20 protein-coding genes and 1 pseudogene are annotated in these 19,925 nt (G+C 37.4%); 9 read left to right on the forward strand and 12 right to left on the reverse strand.

What is annotated here, in order from left to right; genetic code table 11:
- Positions 1 to 111 precede the first annotated feature (111 nt).
- Positions 112 to 333 (forward strand): translation initiation factor IF-1, encoded by a 222-nt coding sequence (gene infA / locus GJV03_RS11780; protein ID WP_004718087.1) that lies wholly within the window; start codon positions 112 to 114, stop codon positions 331 to 333.
- 359 nt (positions 334 to 692) lie between these two features.
- Complete coding sequence (locus GJV03_RS11785; RefSeq protein ID WP_105713978.1) at positions 693 to 1,094, forward strand: hypothetical protein; 402 nt, start codon at positions 693 to 695, stop codon at positions 1,092 to 1,094.
- 145 nt (positions 1,095 to 1,239) lie between these two features.
- Here the strand turns inward: GJV03_RS11785 and leuB are convergent, their stop codons facing one another.
- The 4 genes from leuB to leuC all read right to left on the reverse strand — a co-directional run bounded on the left by leuB (position 1,240) and on the right by leuC (position 5,157).
- The gene (gene leuB / locus GJV03_RS11790) at positions 1,240 to 2,319 is read right to left on the reverse strand and encodes a 3-isopropylmalate dehydrogenase (RefSeq protein WP_151957443.1); all 1,080 of its coding nucleotides are present in this window, start codon (positions 2,317 to 2,319) and stop codon (positions 1,240 to 1,242) included.
- Between the two features lie 42 nt (positions 2,320 to 2,361).
- The gene (locus GJV03_RS11795; RefSeq protein ID WP_004718093.1) at positions 2,362 to 2,931 is read right to left on the reverse strand and encodes a hypothetical protein; all 570 of its coding nucleotides are present in this window, start codon (positions 2,929 to 2,931) and stop codon (positions 2,362 to 2,364) included.
- A 105-nt stretch (positions 2,932 to 3,036) separates the two neighbouring features.
- Complete coding sequence (gene leuD / locus GJV03_RS11800; RefSeq protein ID WP_004718096.1) at positions 3,037 to 3,687, reverse strand: 3-isopropylmalate dehydratase small subunit; 651 nt, start codon at positions 3,685 to 3,687, stop codon at positions 3,037 to 3,039.
- A 21-nt stretch (positions 3,688 to 3,708) separates the two neighbouring features.
- A complete protein-coding gene (gene leuC / locus GJV03_RS11805; RefSeq protein ID WP_004718099.1) occupies positions 3,709 to 5,157 on the reverse strand; it encodes a 3-isopropylmalate dehydratase large subunit in 1,449 nt (482 codons plus the stop codon).
- A 424-nt stretch (positions 5,158 to 5,581) separates the two neighbouring features.
- On the opposite strand from leuC, the gene GJV03_RS11810 reads away from it, so the two are divergent.
- The gene (locus GJV03_RS11810; protein ID WP_171287934.1) at positions 5,582 to 5,830 is read left to right on the forward strand and encodes a DUF2061 domain-containing protein; all 249 of its coding nucleotides are present in this window, start codon (positions 5,582 to 5,584) and stop codon (positions 5,828 to 5,830) included.
- Between the two features lie 29 nt (positions 5,831 to 5,859).
- On the opposite strand, the gene GJV03_RS11815 is transcribed toward GJV03_RS11810, so the two are convergent.
- Positions 5,860 to 6,498 (reverse strand): hypothetical protein, encoded by a 639-nt coding sequence (locus tag GJV03_RS11815; RefSeq protein WP_154130149.1) that lies wholly within the window; start codon positions 6,496 to 6,498, stop codon positions 5,860 to 5,862.
- 421 nt (positions 6,499 to 6,919) lie between these two features.
- On the opposite strand from GJV03_RS11815, the gene GJV03_RS11820 reads away from it, so the two are divergent.
- Complete coding sequence (locus tag GJV03_RS11820; protein ID WP_154130150.1) at positions 6,920 to 7,777, forward strand: LysR family transcriptional regulator; 858 nt, start codon at positions 6,920 to 6,922, stop codon at positions 7,775 to 7,777.
- 118 nt (positions 7,778 to 7,895) lie between these two features.
- On the opposite strand, the gene GJV03_RS11825 is transcribed toward GJV03_RS11820, so the two are convergent.
- Together GJV03_RS11825 and GJV03_RS11830 are read right to left on the reverse strand one after the other, a co-directional pair.
- Positions 7,896 to 8,138 (reverse strand): DUF2789 domain-containing protein, encoded by a 243-nt coding sequence (locus tag GJV03_RS11825; protein ID WP_154130151.1) that lies wholly within the window; start codon positions 8,136 to 8,138, stop codon positions 7,896 to 7,898.
- A 178-nt stretch (positions 8,139 to 8,316) separates the two neighbouring features.
- Positions 8,317 to 8,967, reverse strand: a complete 651-nt coding sequence (locus GJV03_RS11830; RefSeq protein ID WP_096732890.1) for an HAD family hydrolase — start codon at positions 8,965 to 8,967, stop codon at positions 8,317 to 8,319.
- Between the two features lie 184 nt (positions 8,968 to 9,151).
- On the opposite strand from GJV03_RS11830, the gene GJV03_RS11835 reads away from it, so the two are divergent.
- Both GJV03_RS11835 and ptsP read left to right on the forward strand, forming a co-directional pair.
- On the forward strand, positions 9,152 to 9,655 hold the full coding sequence (locus tag GJV03_RS11835) for an RNA pyrophosphohydrolase (protein WP_004718109.1): 504 nt from the start codon (positions 9,152 to 9,154) through the stop codon (positions 9,653 to 9,655).
- A 77-nt stretch (positions 9,656 to 9,732) separates the two neighbouring features.
- A complete protein-coding gene (gene ptsP / locus GJV03_RS11840; RefSeq protein ID WP_004718112.1) occupies positions 9,733 to 12,027 on the forward strand; it encodes a phosphoenolpyruvate--protein phosphotransferase in 2,295 nt (764 codons plus the stop codon).
- A 31-nt stretch (positions 12,028 to 12,058) separates the two neighbouring features.
- On the opposite strand, the gene GJV03_RS11845 is transcribed toward ptsP, so the two are convergent.
- Positions 12,059 to 12,247 (reverse strand): hypothetical protein, encoded by a 189-nt coding sequence (locus GJV03_RS11845; RefSeq protein WP_154130152.1) that lies wholly within the window; start codon positions 12,245 to 12,247, stop codon positions 12,059 to 12,061.
- Between the two features lie 327 nt (positions 12,248 to 12,574).
- On the opposite strand from GJV03_RS11845, the gene GJV03_RS11850 reads away from it, so the two are divergent.
- Together GJV03_RS11850 and GJV03_RS11855 are read left to right on the forward strand one after the other, a co-directional pair.
- Entirely contained in the window at positions 12,575 to 13,600 is a 1,026-nt protein-coding gene (locus tag GJV03_RS11850; protein ID WP_354666852.1) for an OmpA family protein, read from the forward strand.
- 524 nt (positions 13,601 to 14,124) lie between these two features.
- Positions 14,125 to 14,319, forward strand: a complete 195-nt coding sequence (locus GJV03_RS11855; RefSeq protein ID WP_004718119.1) for a hypothetical protein — start codon at positions 14,125 to 14,127, stop codon at positions 14,317 to 14,319.
- Positions 14,320 to 14,531: 212 nt separating this feature from the next.
- Here the strand turns inward: GJV03_RS11855 and GJV03_RS11860 are convergent, their stop codons facing one another.
- Entirely contained in the window at positions 14,532 to 16,190 is a 1,659-nt protein-coding gene (locus tag GJV03_RS11860; RefSeq protein WP_154130154.1) for an acyl-CoA dehydrogenase family protein, read from the reverse strand.
- Between the two features lie 80 nt (positions 16,191 to 16,270).
- Here GJV03_RS11860 and GJV03_RS11865 point away from each other — a divergent pair, with 80 nt between their 5' ends.
- Positions 16,271 to 16,885: a TetR/AcrR family transcriptional regulator gene (locus GJV03_RS11865; protein ID WP_151801790.1), complete on the forward strand. Its 615-nt coding sequence runs from the start codon at positions 16,271 to 16,273 to the stop codon at positions 16,883 to 16,885.
- 609 nt (positions 16,886 to 17,494) lie between these two features.
- Here GJV03_RS11865 and GJV03_RS11870 read toward each other — a convergent pair.
- The 3 genes and pseudogenes from GJV03_RS11870 to GJV03_RS11880 all read right to left on the reverse strand — a co-directional run bounded on the left by GJV03_RS11870 (position 17,495) and on the right by GJV03_RS11880 (position 19,754).
- Positions 17,495 to 18,076 carry a hypothetical protein gene (locus GJV03_RS11870; protein WP_151957451.1) on the reverse strand — a complete coding sequence of 194 codons (582 nt, stop codon included), beginning with the start codon at positions 18,074 to 18,076 and terminating at the stop codon, positions 17,495 to 17,497.
- Between the two features lie 931 nt (positions 18,077 to 19,007).
- Positions 19,008 to 19,304, reverse strand: a pseudogene (locus GJV03_RS21750) (PAAR domain-containing protein); the annotation flags it as partial.
- 18 nt (positions 19,305 to 19,322) lie between these two features.
- On the reverse strand, positions 19,323 to 19,754 hold the full coding sequence (locus tag GJV03_RS11880; protein ID WP_154130155.1) for a PAAR domain-containing protein: 432 nt from the start codon (positions 19,752 to 19,754) through the stop codon (positions 19,323 to 19,325).
- Positions 19,755 to 19,925: the final 171 nt, after the last annotated feature.

Genomic DNA, 19,925 nt, shown 5'->3' on the forward strand with positions numbered 1-19,925 from the left:
ATGTTCGCTTATTTTCAAGTCATCTACCGCCTTGTAATGCCGAATATTCTTGTCTTTCTGCAAAAAATTGCCTATAATTTGCGCCTTTCCAATTTGATCATCAGGTAGGCTATGGCCAATAAAGAGGAACTTATCGAGTTCGAAGGCGTTGTCACCGAAACGCTTCCTAATACTATGTTCCGTGTGCGTTTAGAAAACGGTCACGAAGTGATTGCTCACATTTCTGGTAAAATGCGTAAACACTATATTCGTATTTTAACAGGCGATAATGTAAAAGTTGAAATGACACCATATGACTTAACAAAAGGTCGTATTACATATCGTGCACGCTAAGTTTTAGTGTAAGCAAAAGCCACTTTTAGGTGGCTTTTTCATTATCCACAAGATTTATCCTCCTGCTTACGATCTTTTATCGTCTGGCAACTATACATCTGACACATTAAAATCTGTTTCATATACCTATTTATCACTTGTAATCCATTTACTTCAAAGTTGATAGCACTAATTTGTTCTAAATTTTAATACAACTGATCTTTTCACAGCTTCACCAGTTCTGTCTGTTTAACTCTTTTTAGTAAAATCTATACCACTTGGTTTGCCCAGCAAATGATCTAGATACATATGCATGTATATTTATTATACTAAATAGAGATCATTTCTAAATTAAGTTAACTATGGATCAGGTGAAGCTTATGAAAATACATGTATGTATGTTTTTATTGGCATCTATTGCACTTGTTGGATGTAAAAGCTTAAACACCCGACCAGCAAATTTAGATCAATATTTACAGCAATTCATTGGTAAAACCAGTACTGAAATTCAAAGCAATTTAAATTTTAAGGCAATGGGGTATCAGGTAAGCGATAAAATCCAAACCAGTAATAGCACCTTAAGCTATACCATCCTTAGACCAATCAATATCCCCATGGCAGGAGGCAATGCGACTGTAGGCCCTAATGCAATGGGTCTGCCAGTGATTCGTTATGATACGACAGGCACGCCAAGCTATGACATTAATTTTAATTGTAAAGTCACTTTTCAATTAAAAGATGGTGTTGCTGAATCTGTTGAGTATTTAGGTCGAGCCTGTTAGCTGTTTTAAAGTGAATCTAATACCCATCACTATAATGGCGAGAATATGAATAGACTTTTATCAAAACTTATCAAAAGCTAAAATTTAACAATAAAAAACACAGCTTAAGCTGTGTTTTTTATTACCAACCATTTAAAACAGGTATTTAAGCAATCGCTGCAACGACAGCCTCACCCATTTCAGCCGTACCAACTTTACGCATACCATCAGACATAATATCGCCAGTACGCAAACCTTGGTCTAAAACTTGCCCTACAGCATCCTCAATGGCTTTTGCAGCCACTTCTTCACGGAAGGTGTAGCGTAGCATCATTGCCACAGAAAGAATGGTTGCAAGTGGATTAGCAACGTTTTGGCCAGCAATGTCAGGAGCAGAACCATGACAAGGTTCATACATACCTTTGCCATTCTCATCTAAAGAGGCAGATGGAAGCATACCAATAGAGCCGGTTAGCATTGCTGCTTCATCGGAAAGAATGTCACCAAACAAGTTCCCTGTCACAATCACATCAAACTGTTTTGGCGCACGAACCAATTGCATTGCTGCATTATCGACGTACATATGTGAAAGTTGAATATTTGGATATTGTTGTTCTTTAAGTGCAGTCACTGTTTGCTTCCAAAGCTCAGTCACTTCAAGCACGTTGGCTTTATCCACTGAACAAACTTTACCACCGCGTAAGTTTGCCATTTCAAAAGCAACTTTTGCGATACGTTTAATTTCAGACTCTGAATAAACGTCAGTGTTATAACCTTGCTTCTCACCATTTTCGAGTTCACGAATACCACGTGGTTGACCAAAGTAGATGCCACCCGTCAATTCGCGAACAATAAGGATATCTAAACCCGAAACTATCTCTGGTTTAAGACTAGATGCATCCGCCAATTGCGGATAAAGGATTGCAGGGCGTAAGTTAGCAAATAGATTTAATTCACTACGAATTTTCAATAAGCCACGTTCTGGACGAATTGAACGTTCAATATTATCCCATTTTGGACCGCCTACAGCACCCAGTAAGATTGCATCTGCTTTTTTCGCTTGTTCCGCTGTTACAGTTGGATAAGGTTCGCCATGTGCATCAATTGCTGCACCCCCTAACAAACCCTGTTCCCATGTTAAACCTAAATTAAATTTATCATTGACACGTGTCAGTACTTTTTCAGCAGCAGCAACGATCTCAGGACCGATACCATCACCTGCCAAAATCAAAATTTGTTTAGACATTTGTAGTTCCATTTATTGTTCAGTATCTATACTGATGTGAGATTAAATCTTCTGTTCAACAAATTCGCTCACGCCAGTCACCGCATTATGCGGGCGACAAAAACGGCGAATTGTCCGTTTTTCTTGAATCATATCGACACATAACGGTGTCGGTGAAGAAACATTCAGTAAACTTCCTGAACCCTGTGACCTTAAGCGATACATCTTAAATGTGTATTTTTGATTTGCTTTAAAATCATGAATAACATGGAAAACTTCAGCATGCTGTTTAGTGATTGGATAGAATCGAATCACCATCTCATATTGCTGAGGTGGAATCGTTAAATAAACACCATTTTGATCTAAAGGCTCACCCGTTAATTTGAGATAACCCTTTTGAATGGCGCTACGATTGGCACGTTGTGCACGTTCATCCATGATAATCACATCATTTAAGCGCGCAAATTCACAATGCTCTGCACCTGAACAATAGACAGAAACCGAATTTTGGCTGACATGTTTATTTTCAGCTTGCTTGATACGCATTAAATCAACCATTTGAGTGGATTGACATGCACTAAGCATAAAGCTTGTTAAACCGATTAAAACACTGCAACTCAAAAACTTAGTCATTGCTCAACCCCAACCCTCACTTCACTGAGTCAACATTCATTTTGTTATACTCGCATGTTAGCAAGAGTTAGGCATTCACGCTATGTGTAAAATGTTCGCTGAAAATTAACCTTGAATTTCAGCAAATACCCAAGGGCGTGATTGTTTGGTTTTTTCTTCATAAGCACGAATTTCATCCGCAGCTTGTAAAGTCAAACCAATATCATCCAAGCCATTCAATAAACAGTGTTTACGAAATGGATCTACTTCAAATTTAAAAGCTTCACCACTTGGTGTACGGACTTCTTGAGCTTCTAAATCAATGGTTAATTGATAGCCTTCCTGAGCAGCACATTCTTTAAATAATTGATCCACAACAGATTCAGGCAAAATCACTGGCAACATGCCATTTTTAAAACTGTTATTGAAAAAGATGTCTGCGTAGCTTGGTGCAATCACAGTACGAAAACCATACTCTTCCAATGCCCAAGGCGCATGTTCACGACTTGAACCGCAACCAAAATTGGCACGAGAAATTAATACAGATGCCGCTTGGTAACGTGGCTGATTCAAAATAAAATCAGGATTCTTCGGACGTTTAGAATTGTCCTGTCCCGGATAACCTTCATCTAAATAACGTAATTCATCAAATAAGTTATCCCCAAAACCGGTACGTTTAATTGATTTTAAAAACTGTTTTGGAATGATTAAGTCGGTATCTACATTGGCACGGTCTAAAGGTGCAACAATACCCTGTTCAACGGTATAAGCTTTCATGTCTTTGCTCCTTAAGCCTGATTAGAATGAACGTACATCAACAAAGTGACCTGCAATTGCTGCCGCAGCGGCCATTGCTGGACTGACAAGGTGAGTACGTCCACCATTGCCCTGACGGCCTTCAAAGTTACGATTTGAAGTCGATGCACAATGTTCACCCGGTTGTAACTTATCAGCATTCATCGCCAAACACATTGAACAACCTGGTTCACGCCACTCAAAACCAGCTTCGATCAAAATTTTATCTAAACCTTCCGCTTCCGCTTGTTGTTTCACTAAACCAGAGCCTGGAACAACCATGGCCTGTTTAATACTAGACGCTACTTTTTTACCTTTTGCCACTTCTGCAGCAGCACGAATATCTTCAATACGTGAGTTGGTGCAAGAACCAATGAATACGCGGTCTAATTGAATATCAGCCAATGCCTGACCTGCATTTAAACCCATATATTGATACGCACGGGTCCAGTCATTACGCTGTACATCATCTTTGGCCTGTTCCAAAGTTGGAACTGCTTGAGAGACAGGAATCACCATCTCAGGAGAAGTGCCCCAAGACACTTGTGGTTCAATTTCTTCACCATTTAAAACCACGATCGTATCAAAATGTGCATTTTCATCAGAATGTAAAGTATTCCAATACGCGACTGCCGCATCCCACTGTTGGCCTGTTGGTGCATAAGGACGATCTTTAACATATTCAATCGTTTTGTCATCGACAGCAACCATACCAACACGCGCACCGCCTTCGATTGCCATATTGCACACGGTCATACGCCCTTCAATCGACATATCACGGAATACCTGACCACCAAATTCAATCGCGTGCCCTGTACCGCCAGCCGTTCCGATTTTACCAATAATTGCCAAAACCACGTCTTTTGGGGTAACGCCTTGACCTAATGTTCCGTCAACACGCACCAACATGTTTTTCATTTTCTTCTGTACTAAGCATTGTGTTGCCAATACATGTTCAACTTCTGACGTTCCGATCCCGTGTGCCAAACAACCGAATGCGCCATGTGTCGCTGTATGCGAGTCACCACATACCACCGTCATACCCGGTAAAGTTAAACCTTGTTCTGGCCCAACGACATGTGCAATACCTTGACGCACATCGTTTATGTCAAATTGCACCACATTAAAGGTTTTACAGTTATCGTCTAAGGTCTGAACTTGGATACGAGAAGTATCATCTTCAATCCCAGCAATCCCTTCTGAACGCTCTTTGGTTGATGTAGGAACATTATGGTCAGGTGTTGCAACATTAGCACTTAAACGCCAAGGTTTACGCCCAGCAAGTTGTAGGCCTTCGAATGCTTGTGGAGAAGTCACTTCATGCAATAAATGACGGTCGATATAAAGTAATGCTGAGCCATCATCACGTTGTGTTACAAGATGGTCATCCCACAATTTGTCATACAAAGTTTTTACTGATTCTGTTTTTGCTTTTTGGTTTTCGCCTGCCATGTCGAAATGCTCCACTGGACTGGGTAATTCTTTCATTCACTCAATTATAACCACGTTTTTACATAAATCTAATTTATCATTTTTATTAATTTAAAAACTTTTTGGAATTAATCTTATCAAAATAAATGCTCCTTAAATCACCTTTATAAAGTATTTAAATCAATGATATATTTTCAATGACTTTAAAAGCACTTGGCTTAATCATCAAGAAAAAATAGAGCTTAGACAAATAAATGTACGTCCTAAACCATAAATTAAGCAAATCCATTATTTAAAAAGAAGTCAATAAATCCTATATCAACAATCACGATGCAAGGTATCAAGAATAAAATATCGCTTTATCCAATCAACATTAATCAAAAAAACCTTTTTACATTGCAATTGATAATGATTATTATTTAACTATTGAATTAAATAAGTGGTGATCCTCATGGCGAGTATCCAAAATTTCCTACAAAGCAATCAACGTGTTTTCAAAAAAACCTTAAGTTATTACATCATGCATATCACAGTAGCGATGTTAGTTGCTTATGCCGTGACTGGTAATTTTTGGATGGCCGTGACATTAAGTTTACTTGAACCAACTGTACAAGCATTTGCATTCTTTTTCCATGAAAAGGCCTGGAATAAACGAGACCAAAAGGCAGCAGAAAGTACTGAAATTAAAGTCTAAATCAGATGTATTTTCTGTGGCTGGAGGTGCTAATCACCACCGCCTCCTCCACAGCTGCTACAACTACTACAAGAAGAAGATGAATCAGAACTTGTACTATGTGAATGGCTCGAATCACTGGATGAACTTGATCCTGAACATGAGCTAGAAGAACATGATGATGTTGCAGAAGCCTGTGGAAGATCTGAAGTTGAACTCATCATTTGGCTATACATTGTCATCATAAACGGTAAGCTAAAAATTACCCCCCGCTCCCATCGAACATGGGCATCAACCTGAAAAATTCGCGGTAAGACCTGCGTGTTTTGTGGATTCAATCCATGTAAAGCACATGCCCCCTGCCAAGTATTGAGCAATTGCTGTCTTTGAGCAGCTCGCTGTGATTCAGTTGCTTGTAAATCATGTGGTTTATGAATCAATTCATAGCCTAAAAAACGTTGGCTCATGGACTGATAAAAGTCATCAAATTCTTCAATCAATATATGCCATAACGCGTCTACTGAGTGTGAAGGCATTGCATAAGCTCCCCTACGCCATAAATGAATTGCTAAATAGTCTTTAAAACCTTCTTCAATCAATGGATAAGAAGATTGTCTGATATTTGGATGTCTTTGTTTAAAAGCAAGCCAAATACGATTTGGAAATTTAAAACTCTGCAAATCTTGCATTTTTCTTAAGCGATTTAACCGAAGCTTCAACCAAATTATACTGAGAATAGCGATGATAATGCTGGGGAAATAGATATTAAAAAAATATACAAAGATTAAACCTAAAGCAGAAAATATCAATATCGTGGTAAAAAATCGAAGCCAAGTTTTAGAGAAGGTATTTCTAGTATGTTGTTGAAAATAGTGAATAGTGGTGTCTGTTGATTGATTCAAATAGCTTTCCTTTTGTTGTTTTTATGCGCTGACTATAAATGAGCTTTGCTTAAATTGTATAGTAAAAAGTTGTATTAAAATTTTTCCAAAGCACGAATAGAACCAATCACTTTGCTAAAAATAAAAAAATTTGAAAATTACTTTGATTAATTCTTAAATTTTCTAAATAATGAATTACGCATAAAAATTCTTTATGGATGGAAATATTATGAATCTCGCTGCTTTTGAAGCCTTTGTCAAAGTTATGGAAACTGGTTCGATTTCTATGGCAGCAGAACATCTGTTTATTACTCAGCCAGCTGTCACCAAACGCATACATAGCTTAGAAGAATATTTCGGCGTCAAACTTTTTGAGTCTGCAGGTCGTGGTGTTCAAGCCACACATGCAGCGCATTCATTATTACCTAAAGTAAAAAACTGGTTAAATGAATTGGGAGATATTCACCATACCCTGAGTCATGAGCAAGGTGAAGTTCGAGGAAAACTCAAGATTGGCACCAGTCACCATATTGGCCTACACCATTTACCACAGCATTTAAAAAAATATGTACAGCACTTTCCTGAAGTCAAACTAGATGTACATTTTGTGGACTCTGAACAAGCGCATGAACAAGTGCTTGCTGGGGATTTAGAACTGGCATTTTTAACTCTTCCGCCACAAGGTGATGAGCGTTTGCGTTATATCACGATTTGGAATGATTCTTTGGTATTCGTGGTTGCACCCTTTCATCCTTTGGCACAAAAAAAGAACCTTAAACTTGAAGATCTGATCGAATACCCAAGCTTATTGCCAGCAGCACAGACTTATACCAGTCAAATTACCTTGGCAGAGTTTGAAAAGAAAGGTTTAAAGCCAAAAATTACCATGAGCAATAATCCGCTTGAATCTATTCGGATGTTGGTTTCCATTGGTTTAGGCTGGTCTGTTTTACCTAAAACCTTGTTAAATCAAGACTTACAACAACTTGATATTCGTTTCGAAATGAACCGCCAATTGGGTATGGTTTGGCATCCTGGACGTACCCAGTCTAGAGCTGTACAGGAATTGATTGAGATGATGAAATAATACCTACAGTAAAAAACCCTTATCTTGTTACTCAAGATAAGGGTTTTACATGTTACACAGGGATGATCGTACTTATCTTTCCCTTCATTCCTTTATAAAATCTTCATTGCACAATTTTTTACTTTACCGAGTCTTCATGTAGAGACTCGTTTAACTGATCAACCACTAATGCCCATTCACCATCAGATTTAATTTTTTCAGCAAGAAACTGACGTTGTCCCTCACTCCAATAAGATGCATCTGTAATTAGAGTATCTGCATCCAACTGGTGCTTTTCAATAAAACTTTGAATCGCTTCTTCGCTAGAATCCAAGCCGAGTTGTTCAAATAAATTGGTCATTCTTGGACGTGTCTGGCTCATTATATAATCTCCGTCAGTTTTAAAAGTGCTCAAATCAACATAGCATTTTTACACTATAAATGAAGTACAAAATCTTCATTTATAAAAATATTTACAAAACTTCTTATTCTTGACAAACCAATCAAGCCATAAAAAAGCAGTGATCAACACTGCTTTAAATCACAATAATCAGCCCAGCTCAAATCGACCAATCTTGGATATCCCAACCCTGTTCTTTTGCCAGATGCTCAAGACGATCATCAGGATTTACCGCAATCGCATGGTCAGCATATTCCAATAAAAAACGGTCATTAATAGAATCTGAATAAGCCCATGATTCAGTGACAGTACGACCATCAAGCCATTGATCCAAACGTGCCAATTTACCTTTTTGGTAACATGGAATATTGGTCACTTTCCCGGTGTACTTCCCATCTTTTATTTCAGCATTGGTCGCAATAATTTCGCTGATACCAAATTCACGGAAAATAGGTGCAGTAATAAAATCCGAGGTTGCCGTAATACCAACCAACGCATGCCCTAAATCTTTATGTTTTTGAATCGCGGCAAAACCAGCTGGACGCATTTGTGGACGAATCACTTTTTGCATAAATAACTGATGTAACTCAGTTAAATAATCATTATCGTGTTGAGTAAGAAACTCAAAGACAAATTCATTATAAGCAATTGGATCAAGCTTGCCTGCTTTATAGTCTTCATAAAACTGATCATTCATCGCACGATGTCGGACTGGATCGACCAAGCCTTCATTGACTAAGAACTCTCCCCAAGAATGGTCAGAATCTGTATTTAATAAGGTGTGATCTAAGTCAAACAGCGCCAATTCCATGAAAATACTCGTTTAAACTGAAATTTAAGAAAAAAATTGTAAATCTATCACCGCTAGTCGATAGAAATTCGTTAAGATCATAGCAATTTTAAAACATTATTACTTTGACTTTATCGAGTTGGACAAAAGAGTGTATGTCCCCATATATAAAGTCAAATGAAATTAACAAATTTTAGGTAGCCAAATGATCGACTCAGAAGGTTTCCGACCCAACGTCGGGATCATTTTGGCAAACGATATTGGACAAGTTTTATGGGCAAAACGCATTGGACACAATGCTTGGCAATTTCCTCAAGGAGGCATCCAGTTTGGAGAGACTCCTGAGCAAGCTCTATTTAGAGAACTACGAGAAGAAGTTGGGCTCCTACCCGAACATGTCCAAATTATTGCCCAGACAGATGACTGGTTGCATTATCGTTTGCCGCTTCGATACATTCGCTCGGATTCCGATCCGATTTGTATTGGACAAAAGCAAAAATGGTTTTTACTGAAACTCACAGCTTCAACGAAACATATTCAGTTGAATCTCTCTGACCCGCCGGAGTTTGATCAATGGCAATGGGTTAGTTACTGGTACCCGCTTGGACAAGTGGTGAATTTTAAACGAGATGTTTATCGTAAAGCGATGATGGAGTTATGTATGCGAATGCCGCAATATACAGCTGAAATTTCTTCAAAATATGAATGATTTTTCAAGGTAGTACTGTTATAAATAATACTGATGAAGTCGCTTTAAAACATAGCTTAAATTAGGAGCATACATCCATGTCGAACATGCAACTGGACACATTAAGACGTATTGTACAAGAGATCAATGCGTCAGTCAGTTTGCATGATTCTTTGGAAATCATGGTCAATCAAGTTTCCGAAGCCATGCATGTTGATGTTTGCTCTATTTACCTTTTAGATGAACGTAACCAACGTTATGTACTCATGGCAACCAAAGGCTTAAACCAAGAATCTGTAGGGACAGTTTCCTTACAACTTGGCGAGGGTTTGGTTGGTTTAGTGGGGCAACGTGAAGAGATTGTCAACTTAGACAATGCGTTTAAACATGAACGGTTTGCCTACTTCCCTGAAACAGGGGAAGAGATCTATAACTCGTTCCTTGGTGTTCCAGTCATGTATCGCCGCAAAGTGATGGGCGTGATGGTGGTTCAAAACACCGAACCTCAAGATTTTAGCGAGGCAGCAGAATCATTTCTGGTGACCTTGTGTGCACAACTCTCTGGGGTAATTGCTCATGCACATGCAGTGGGTAATATTGATGTTTTCCGTAAACCCAGCAATTCATCTAACTACAAGACCTTCCAAGGTTCATCTGGTGCCGGCGGTATTGCACTTGGTCGTGCCATCATCCTTTACCCTCCTGCAGATTTAGCTTCAGTCCCAGACCGTGATGCGGATGATATCAGTGAAGAACTTAAGCTTTTAGATCAAGCCATTGCGTCTGTACGCAATGAAATTCAATCGCTTGATGACAAAATGCAAGATTCACTCATGGCGGAGGAACGTGCTTTATTTAGCGTGTTCTTACGTATGTTAGATGAAAATGCCCTACCTGCTGAAATTAAAGAAATTATTCGAGATGGAAGCTGGGCGCAAGGTGCAGTTAAAAATGTGATTGAACGCCATGTTGCGCTTTTTGCACAAATGGAAGATGACTATTTACGTGAGCGCGTATCTGATTTAAAAGACCTTGGACGCCGAATCCTAGCAGCATTACAAGAAGGTGATACCAGCCATAAAGAGATCACCTCTGAAAGTATTTTAATTGGAGATGAGATTAGTACGGCTGCTTTGGTTGAGCTTCCTGTAGATAAAATCGCCGCGATTGTAACCTCTGAAGGGGCTGCCAACTCCCACATGGTGATTGTCGCCCGTGCACTCGGTATTCCAACTGTGGTGGGTGTTACTGAGCTGCCGGTAAATACACTCGATGACGTTGAAATGATTGTCGATGCTTATCAAGGTCGGGTTTTTGTCAATCCACCACGTCGTTTACGTACACGTTATAAAGAGATCCAAAAAGAAGAAGAACAAATTGCCAAAGATTTAAAGCAATACGAAACCAAAGATGCCATTACCCCTGATGGTGTTGCAGTAAAGCTGTATGTAAATACCGGTCTAATGATTGATGTGGTACGTGGAGTTCAACGTGGTGCAAAAGGTGTAGGACTTTATCGTTCTGAAATTCCATTTATGCTGCGTGAACGTTTCCCGGGCGAAGAAGAACAGCGTGCGATTTATCGTCAACAGCTGAGTCACTTTGCCAACAAACCTGTGGTGATGCGTACACTTGATATTGGTGCGGATAAAGACCTGCCATATTTCCAAATTGAAGAAGAAAACTCAGCTTTAGGATGGCGTGGCATTCGTTTTACTCTCGATCACCCTGAAATTTTTTCTTCACAAATTCGAGCAATGTTAAAAGCCAGTATCGGGTTAAACAATCTGCATATTTTATTGCCAATGGTCACCAGTGTCAGTGAAGTAGAAGAAGCACTTTACTTACTGGAACGTGACTGGATTGCGGTTCAGGAAGAAGAGCAAGTTAACTTCGCCAAACCAAAAATCGGAATTATGGTTGAAGTACCGAGTGTACTTTTACAAATTGGTGAATTTGCTGAATTGGTCGATTTCTTCTCAGTCGGTTCAAATGACTTGATTCAATATTTATTGGCAGTTGATCGTAATAATCCACGTGTATCCAGTGTTTATTCACACTTCCACCCTTCTGTACTTCGCGCTTTAACACGTTTGGTTCAAGAATGTCATAAGTATGAAAAACCGATCAGTATTTGTGGAGAAATGGCAGGCGACCCACTCTCAGCTATCTTACTTATGGCAATGGGATTCAATACATTATCGATGAGTTCAAGTAATATTCTGCGAGTGCGTAAAGCAATTTGTCATGTATCAATGACAGATGCACAAAAGCTATTAGAAGAAGTGATTGCGATGAATAACCCACTCATGGTCAAGAGCTGGATGGAGTATTACTTTAAACATCATGGTTTGGCTGATATGGTGAAATCGAATCGTCTAGTCAATATTTAATTATTTATTTTTATTAGATTTTTATAATTATTTAAGCAAAAATTGTAGTCCACAAAAAAGGCCGATAATCATCAGAATATCGACCTTTTTTGTGTTTATCATAACCACGTTTTGCATTCTTTTTACGATCTACAAACACTTGGCTTTTGTTGACTTCATGCATGTGTTTGGCCACAAAGTTGTGAATCACAACCTCTGGCATTGCTTTTTTCTTTGCCATTTTCTTTACCTATTTTGCTGTATACCACTTGATCAGTGGGAATCTGATATTACGCTTTTTTGTGTAGAATACAAGTATTTGTATTGATCAAGTTTGTGACTATTTTCTATTGCACTCTTTTTACCTATTACATCAAGGCAAATTTTCAGATTTATCTCAAATTGATTTTAATCATCAGAAGATCATCTTTAATTTAATTAAAATTTTACAAATCAGATTGAAAACTTCATGTAATTCATGAGTATTGTTATCTATAGTATTTAAAGAAATTTGAATATAAATATGCTCAATAAAATATAGGGTAATGAATTAGAACTGGAGGATCATGTGTTCAATCAAAAGAAATTATCGAGTTTTCTACTATTATTGGTTATTCCTACACTTGGTTTAATCGCATGTAGTAAACCAGAGAAAGCGGAAGTCATAACAACTGAATCAAGTGCGAGTTCTGTACCATCTGAAACTGTGAAAACTGAATCTACAGAGAACACTTTTGATCTCTCCAAGATTCCAATTTCAAATATTACACTCGGTCAGTTTCCATATATTTCTTTGCCAAATGGCTATCAGTTTCACGAAGCAACAACCGTAAATTTTGAGAAAATACCATTTTGGACAGGTCAACATATCGAAAATGTTGAAGGTCAATTGTATAGTGCAGCCATTCAACAAAATGAAAATTATAAAGAAGGAAATTTTTTAGAATTGCAACGTAATTTGGAAAATGTAATCCAGCAATTGGGTGGCAAACAAATTACACAGAGTAAAATTCCTCAACAAGAATTAGAAAAGATCCCACAAAAATTCCAAGTCGATTATGTTGCAGGATTGGGAGATGTTTTTAATAACCCGACACAGACCTTTGTGATACGCCAAGCGAATAAAAATATTTGGTTCCAATTGACACAGACAGGGAATGGACATGCTGGCCTATTCGTCGCAGAAACTAAACCTGTTGAAATTACAGCAAAAGCATTAAGTTCAGACCAACTCAAAACAGCTTTGGATAAGGACAATAAAGTCAATATTGAGGTTAACTTTGCCACGGATCAAGCGAATATTTTGCCTGACTCTCACGCCCAAATTGAACAAGTCATACAACTGCTAAAAAACAATCCTGAACTCAAATTGAGTATTAATGGTCATACAGATAATTCAGGTGATATCAAACATAATCAAACGCTTTCAGAACAACGTGCAAATGCTGTTGTTAAGGCTTTAACCAATAATACTGGAATTCAAAAAAGCCGTTTAACAGCCAAAGGCTTGGGAGATACACACCCTATTGCGGATAATTCAACTGAAGACGGTAAAGCTTTAAATCGTAGAGTTGAGCTGATTAAATCTAATTAATTCTGTGAAATGCTGAGTTCAATGAACAAAGAAAACCCATTATAAATAAATGGGTTTTCTTTTAAAAATAGCTTATTCACTACATACACGATGTACTCAGTAAAACTCTATCTAGCAATCGTTTTACATCCACAGCTTGCACATATATCATTCCAGCCACTCGTCCATAAAACACACTATAAGATGTTTTAATAAAAACATCCGCAACAAAATCAGGTGCATGTTATTTCAGTAAAATAATCTCTGCCAAGATGACCTAGTGACGGACTAAGCGACGTACCATAAATTGCAATGCATCCGCTTGTAATCTACTGTTGATTCTTCCATTCACAAACAAATTTTTATTAAAAGATAAAAACTGCGATAACAACAACTTATTTGCTGAAATAAAAGTTAAATTACAACAACTTTCAATAAAATAAAAAAATATTAAATATTTTCAACAATATAAATTTGCCGAATTTTAAAAATGCATATATATTGTATATACATTTTTGATTATCACCTTTGGGGATAAATACGTCATGGCTGAATTACCCAAAAAGACAAAGGTGAATAAAAAAGATGGGCAACTCTTAATTCGCATTAACAGTGCTGAGCGTGACCAGTTTTTACAACTCTGTGAAACGATGGATACCAGTGCAGCACGTGAGTTAAGAAAATTTATCCGTAGTTTTATCAAAAAACATCAGCCAACGGATACTCAAACTAAGGAGTAACATGATGTCTAAGCAAGTTAAATCTTTAAAGCAGAAAATCAAAGCACGTTTGGAAAAAATCTCCAAACACGAAGGTAAATTGAAAAAGCTCAAAAAAAAGCTTAAAAAACAAAAGTAATTTCGATTACACATCCCAAGCTTGAACTTTGATAAAAGTGGCTTAAAAAAGCGGCATTATTTATATAATGCCGCTTTTTACGTTTTCGAAGGGATTAAGCTAAAGCTCTATCTAACAAACGTTTTACATCCACAGTTTGTGCATCTAACATTCCGACCACGCGTCCATAAAACGCACTATAACGTGTTGCAATAAAAGCATCCGCAACAAAATCTGGTGCATGTTGTTTCAGTAAGATAGCTTGTGCCAAGACGACCAAGCGACTGACTAAGCTACGTGCCATAAATTGCAATTCATCTGTTTGTAAGCCACTAAATAATTTAAATAAAGCTTGTAATTCATCTTGTAAAATTGAATCTTGAGCTGCAACTTGTGCAAATGATTTAAATAAGACTTCAATTGATTCACGGTCACGTTGGATTGCACGTAATACATCCAAACACATCACATTACCAGAACCTTCCCAAATAGTATTTACAGGGGCTTCTTTAAAAATACGTGCCATGATTCCTGTATCGACATAACCATTGCCACCGAAGACTTCCATCATCTCACCCGTCAACTCCACAGTACGCTTACACACCCAGAACTTTGCTGCTGGTGTCATGATTCGTCTCCATGCCAGAGATAATTCATCATCACTCTCATAGCAATGCGCAAGATGAAAACTCAATTGCATGGCTGCTTCTGTTTCCAAGGCTAAATCCGCCAATACCGCTTGCATCAACGGTTGTTCCGCCAAATGTTTACCAAAGGCCTTACGCTGACGGGTATAGGCAATACATTGCACCAAAGCCTGACGTAACATCGCACTTGAACCGACTGAACAGGTCAAACGTGTATAGTTTGCCATTTCAATAATCGTGGGAATCCCGCGCCCAGCTTCACCGATCATAATGCCCCAAGCATTTTTAAATTCAACTTCTGAGCTTGAATTACTGCGATTACCCACTTTATCTTTGAGTCGCTGCACTTGAACTGGATTCTTTGTCCCATCTTCCAGCCAACGCGGTACAAAAAAGCAGGCCAATCCATCTTGTTCAGTTTTTGCCACGACTAAATGTGCATCACACATCGGGGCGGAAAAGAACCATTTATGCCCTGTCAGTAAATATGCTTGCCCACGTCCTGACTCAGCTACAGGAACAGCCCGTGTTTCATTGGCGCGCACATCTGACCCACCCTGCTTTTCCGTCATCCCCATACCCAGCCAAATTGATTTTTTCTGAGAAATCGGAATGTCACGCTCATCATATTCAGTCGATAAGAGCTTTTCACCAACTTTTGCCCACAATTCAGGTTCATTTTGAATTAAGGAAATACTGCCTAGCGTCATAGAATTAGGGCATAGATTGCCACACTCGACTTGTCCACTCAGGAAAAAGCGAGCCGCCCAATCGACCCATTTTGAACTTGATTGTGGATGATTAAATGGATGTGCATGTGTGTCAAATTGTCGATTTAGCCGCATCCATTTATGCCATGCAGGATGAAACTCTAAAAAATCTTTACGGCGACCACGAGCATCAAAACTATGTAATTCAGGAGTATGTCGATTGGCCAAATCGGCATATTCATAATATTCAGTAGAACCCGCAATCTTTGAAAACTCAGTTAGGCGTTGCTGATCCTGACTGCCATAACGTTGCAAAATTTCTTGTAAAACTTGATCTGTAGTCAATAAATTATAATTTTGCAGTTCGTCAAACTGATTGCTGATTTCATGTGTTTGCCAATTCTCTGCTGTGTTCATCCTGAATTCCTGTCTTGTTGTTTTAACCAATTGCATTCAGTATAGAAGAAAATACCTTCAAGGATGTTCGGATTATTTTTATGGCTTTACCTGCAATCAATGTGCGTCGTAAACCCCGCCAATCAAGGGCACGTATCACGCAAGAAGCGCTGATGGAAAGTTTTGTTCGGCTTTTACATGAACATCCAGCCAATAGAATTACTATTCGTGAAATTACCGATCTTGCTGGTGTGGGTTTAGGGACGTTCTATGAGTATTTTTCTAAAAAGGAAGATTTGATTGCTTTAACCATTCACCAACATGTAAAAAGCAATGCAGAAGTCTTAAAAAGTTATGCACAAAGCGTGTATGACTTATCCACAAAATCAGATTTTCAAAGCTATTTACAGCAAATCATTCATTTTCAACTTGAGCAAATTCAAGCACAACAATTTTTATGGGCCCAATCTTTCTTGTTAGAACGACAGATTTCCAGTATTGAAACATATCAAAAAAGTTATGCCATGATGGTAGAAATGTGGCAAAACATGCTGAAACCTTTTATTCAGGATCATGAACAACTCAAACAGATGAGTCTAAATGTACAACGAATTTGCTATGGTTTTGTCTCGCAGACATTGTTGATCGAACCTGAGTTTAAGGATTGGAAAGTTTTGGAGGTGGATATGGTTCAACTGCTCATCAAGCTAGTTTAATTTTACATAACGCCTAGTATGTTGGTTTTTAAATAATATCTTGCCTATGAAAGAACGCTTTCTTTAAAAATGTAATAAAATAGCTAAGCCTCATCTAAACTTCTTAAAAAAATGAAAGAGCCAGAACAAATCAATAGAGAATCATCAAAACTTAGTCGTTCATCTTACTATTGCGCAATACTCAATATTTTCATTATTGCGGCAAGCATTTTTTATTCTATTTATATAGCAAGCCAGTCTTGTAAATTTACTAATATTTGTGAAAGACCGCTATATGAACTTTTGTTTGTAAGTGCTGCTTTTCTCTGTACCTGTATTAGTTTAATCGGGCTTTCTCTCGCATACCTTAGTTCAAATACTGAGGAAAATGCAGATCTACATTACCGTAATTTAGGAATGGCATGGAATCGTAATATTTTATTTTTATCAATGCTTTATATTGCATTTATTGTGATAATGTTACTTACATAGACCTTATTGGTTGGGCTATTTTTCAGTGGAAATTATTTAAATAAACCAGTTGGATAAACTGTTATTTTGCATATATAAAACCCACTTAATCAAGATTAAGGCATGGATTTTGGAATATAAGATAATTGAGTGAAGATCTTATTTGGCTTTTAACTTTAGAATTTCTTTTTTTAACTTAAAACTATCACCATTATTCACAGGTAAGGCTTTTGTTAATGTTACTTGATATAAATCACGGGAAACTTTGATTATCTCAATGGATTGCACAGAAAAATCAGTTGGACATATCGCGCGTGAACCACTGGAGGCACATAAATTTAAAGGATTTTTATCAAATACTCTTTTGCCATTGATAGAAATAGACATAAGAGGATAATCTAGTAAGCCTAACATTCCCTGAGTATTGGCATTATAGAAGCCACTTTCAACAACTAATTTTATAGCCCCACATTGGTGTATAGATTTTTTGCTTCCTAATCGTGTAATGTTTCCCTCGGAATCTTCTTTACTAATCAATAATGAATCCACATCAATATTATATTCTTTAAAATCTTTTAAAAATGATCCTTGTTGTTCAGCAGAAAAATAGAAATTTGATTTTTTATCATTGCAATAATAATGGATTCGTCCATCACTAATGTATTGTAATTCTTCTGCATAGACATGAAGTGCCGTAAAATAGCATGCTATACATAGAAAAATTAATTTAATTTTACGCATATAAATTTCCGCAAAAAGTAGGTCTGAATTATTTCTTTTTTGGTGCATCATTGAGCATGATGTAGCCATTCTGTGCATTTACAAACATTCTAGCGTCCATATTTCTACGATTTTGAACTCCTCGAGACCACATCCTGTTTGATGTATTGAAATGGTTTCTTAAATATTTAGGTACTTCACTATATTTTCCACTATTTAGTAAATCAACTAATGCAACCTTATTTGTGCCAGCAGGCTGTTTATTACCATTTTCATCGTATAAAGTTGATGCTGTGCCAGACAATGCACCTTTTCCTCCATTAAAACAGAGGTCAATAATTGCATCCATTTCATATTGATGCAGAGGAACATTGACTATCTGGTTGAGAGTGTTGCCACCATTTAGACCAACATCTTCATCTTTCAGTTTAAGCATCTGTTCCATTGATAGTGGTTGTGGGTATTCACCACCAGCTTTAAATCGACCACTTTTTATTTCTGAGTCTTTAATTTTATGCCCAATTCCAATTGTATTATTCCCACCTTCAGGAGAGGGATATTCTCTTGGTATAGCCCCTTCAGCTTTAATCATAGCTTGTCGTAATGTGTCTGATATCTTCCAAGGCTTTTTTAATCTATTTGTTTTTCCTTCAGTTATTGCATTCGATGTTAAGTTGCTTTTAGCCGTTGCAATTAATACCTTACCGTGATCATTTGCATTATTTAAATTATTGCCAATATAGACCTTAATAACTTTTTCACCATTAGTTTGTATGGGATCTGTGCATCCCTTATCATCAGTCGTCCCTATTTTAGATATACCATCAACTTCATATGTGTAAGGCATTTTAGTTAGAGGTTTATTTTGACCATCTTTAAGAAGAAAGATCATGTTATAACTACCAACTACTAAGTTATTAGTTAAATTTTGTTGAGAGTTAGTATGCTGAAAATTAGAAGCAAGGGAACGTAAACTAGAACCCTGACTATCCCCCACAACATGATCCTGCTTTGGTAAAATTTTTGCCCCACAAGTGAGTTGATCACCAACATAAGCAACAGCTTTACCATCAAAAATAATATGATCGTGACTTTTAATAATTTTCGACCAACACTTACATTTAGGACAAAAATGCCCATCACCAGCAACTAAAAACAAGCTCCCCATTTGAGAAGCGCTCATTTGAGTTGCCCTAATAATTCCACCATGATCAGTCATAGAGTGATCTATCGCAAAACCTTTAGCCATGATTTTCCCCTTTAGAAATTAATCATGATTTAAAAATCCTTCAGGAATTGCTCTATCCGCATATAAACGGAATACAAAACTTGATTGTAGACTTTCGATAATTTCATCACCATTTTCCAAACGGCTTCCAACAAACGCTACCTCAAAACCTTCGATTTTCCCTTCCTCACCAGCGCCTGAAATGATTTTAGAGCGTGAACCATCTTGATAAATGGCTTCATCCCCTACTGCGGCAATAAGGTGGTCTTCTGCTTTCACTCGTTGATTAATGCTTGCTTTAACTAACCCACCATTTTTAGTTTTGGAGCCATGTGTTGCTGCTAAAAAATTCTTATGAGGTTGTTTATTTATAAATTCTTGTTCAGCCAATATACGCTGTTGAATTTCGTCAGTAGACAATTTCAATATCTCATCTTGAGAAAGTTGAGATAAAAAAATCTTATGATTCATGGTTATACTCCATAATTATCTTGTTGTTTGTTTTATAAAAAAGAAAATAGTTGAGCCATATTTCGAATGATAAAATTGAGAAAGTTTGGCAAATAAATTCTTGTTTTAGTAAAAAGCCTTTAACCCTTGCAACTTAGAGAGAGGCATTTAATTTTTAGGTACATATGTTTA

The organism is Acinetobacter sp. RIT698 (assembly GCF_009668065.1).
Taxonomy (GTDB): domain Bacteria; phylum Pseudomonadota; class Gammaproteobacteria; order Pseudomonadales; family Moraxellaceae; genus Acinetobacter; species Acinetobacter guillouiae.

Bases quoted from the DNA above. Each gene is read 5' to 3' on its own strand.
- infA (WP_004718087.1), top strand. From the start codon at position 112: ATGGCCAATAAAGAGGAACTTATCGAGTTCGAAGGCGTTGTCACCGAA.
- GJV03_RS11785 (WP_105713978.1), top strand. From the start codon at position 693: ATGAAAATACATGTATGTATGTTTTTATTGGCATCTATTGCACTTGTT.
- leuB (WP_151957443.1), bottom strand. From the start codon at position 2,319: ATGTCTAAACAAATTTTGATTTTGGCAGGTGATGGTATCGGTCCTGAG.
- GJV03_RS11795 (WP_004718093.1), bottom strand. From the start codon at position 2,931: ATGACTAAGTTTTTGAGTTGCAGTGTTTTAATCGGTTTAACAAGCTTT.
- leuD (WP_004718096.1), bottom strand. From the start codon at position 3,687: ATGAAAGCTTATACCGTTGAACAGGGTATTGTTGCACCTTTAGACCGT.
- leuC (WP_004718099.1), bottom strand. From the start codon at position 5,157: ATGGCAGGCGAAAACCAAAAAGCAAAAACAGAATCAGTAAAAACTTTG.
- GJV03_RS11815 (WP_154130149.1), bottom strand. From the start codon at position 6,498: ATGCAAGATTTGCAGAGTTTTAAATTTCCAAATCGTATTTGGCTTGCT.
- GJV03_RS11820 (WP_154130150.1), top strand. From the start codon at position 6,920: ATGAATCTCGCTGCTTTTGAAGCCTTTGTCAAAGTTATGGAAACTGGT.
- GJV03_RS11825 (WP_154130151.1), bottom strand. From the start codon at position 8,138: ATGAGCCAGACACGTCCAAGAATGACCAATTTATTTGAACAACTCGGC.
- GJV03_RS11830 (WP_096732890.1), bottom strand. From the start codon at position 8,967: ATGGAATTGGCGCTGTTTGACTTAGATCACACCTTATTAAATACAGAT.
- GJV03_RS11835 (WP_004718109.1), top strand. From the start codon at position 9,152: ATGATCGACTCAGAAGGTTTCCGACCCAACGTCGGGATCATTTTGGCA.
- ptsP (WP_004718112.1), top strand. From the start codon at position 9,733: ATGTCGAACATGCAACTGGACACATTAAGACGTATTGTACAAGAGATC.
- GJV03_RS11845 (WP_154130152.1), bottom strand. From the start codon at position 12,247: ATGGCAAAGAAAAAAGCAATGCCAGAGGTTGTGATTCACAACTTTGTG.
- GJV03_RS11855 (WP_004718119.1), top strand. From the start codon at position 14,125: ATGGCTGAATTACCCAAAAAGACAAAGGTGAATAAAAAAGATGGGCAA.
- GJV03_RS11860 (WP_154130154.1), bottom strand. From the start codon at position 16,190: ATGAACACAGCAGAGAATTGGCAAACACATGAAATCAGCAATCAGTTT.
- GJV03_RS11865 (WP_151801790.1), top strand. From the start codon at position 16,271: ATGGCTTTACCTGCAATCAATGTGCGTCGTAAACCCCGCCAATCAAGG.
- GJV03_RS11870 (WP_151957451.1), bottom strand. From the start codon at position 18,076: ATGCGTAAAATTAAATTAATTTTTCTATGTATAGCATGCTATTTTACG.
- GJV03_RS11880 (WP_154130155.1), bottom strand. From the start codon at position 19,754: ATGAATCATAAGATTTTTTTATCTCAACTTTCTCAAGATGAGATATTG.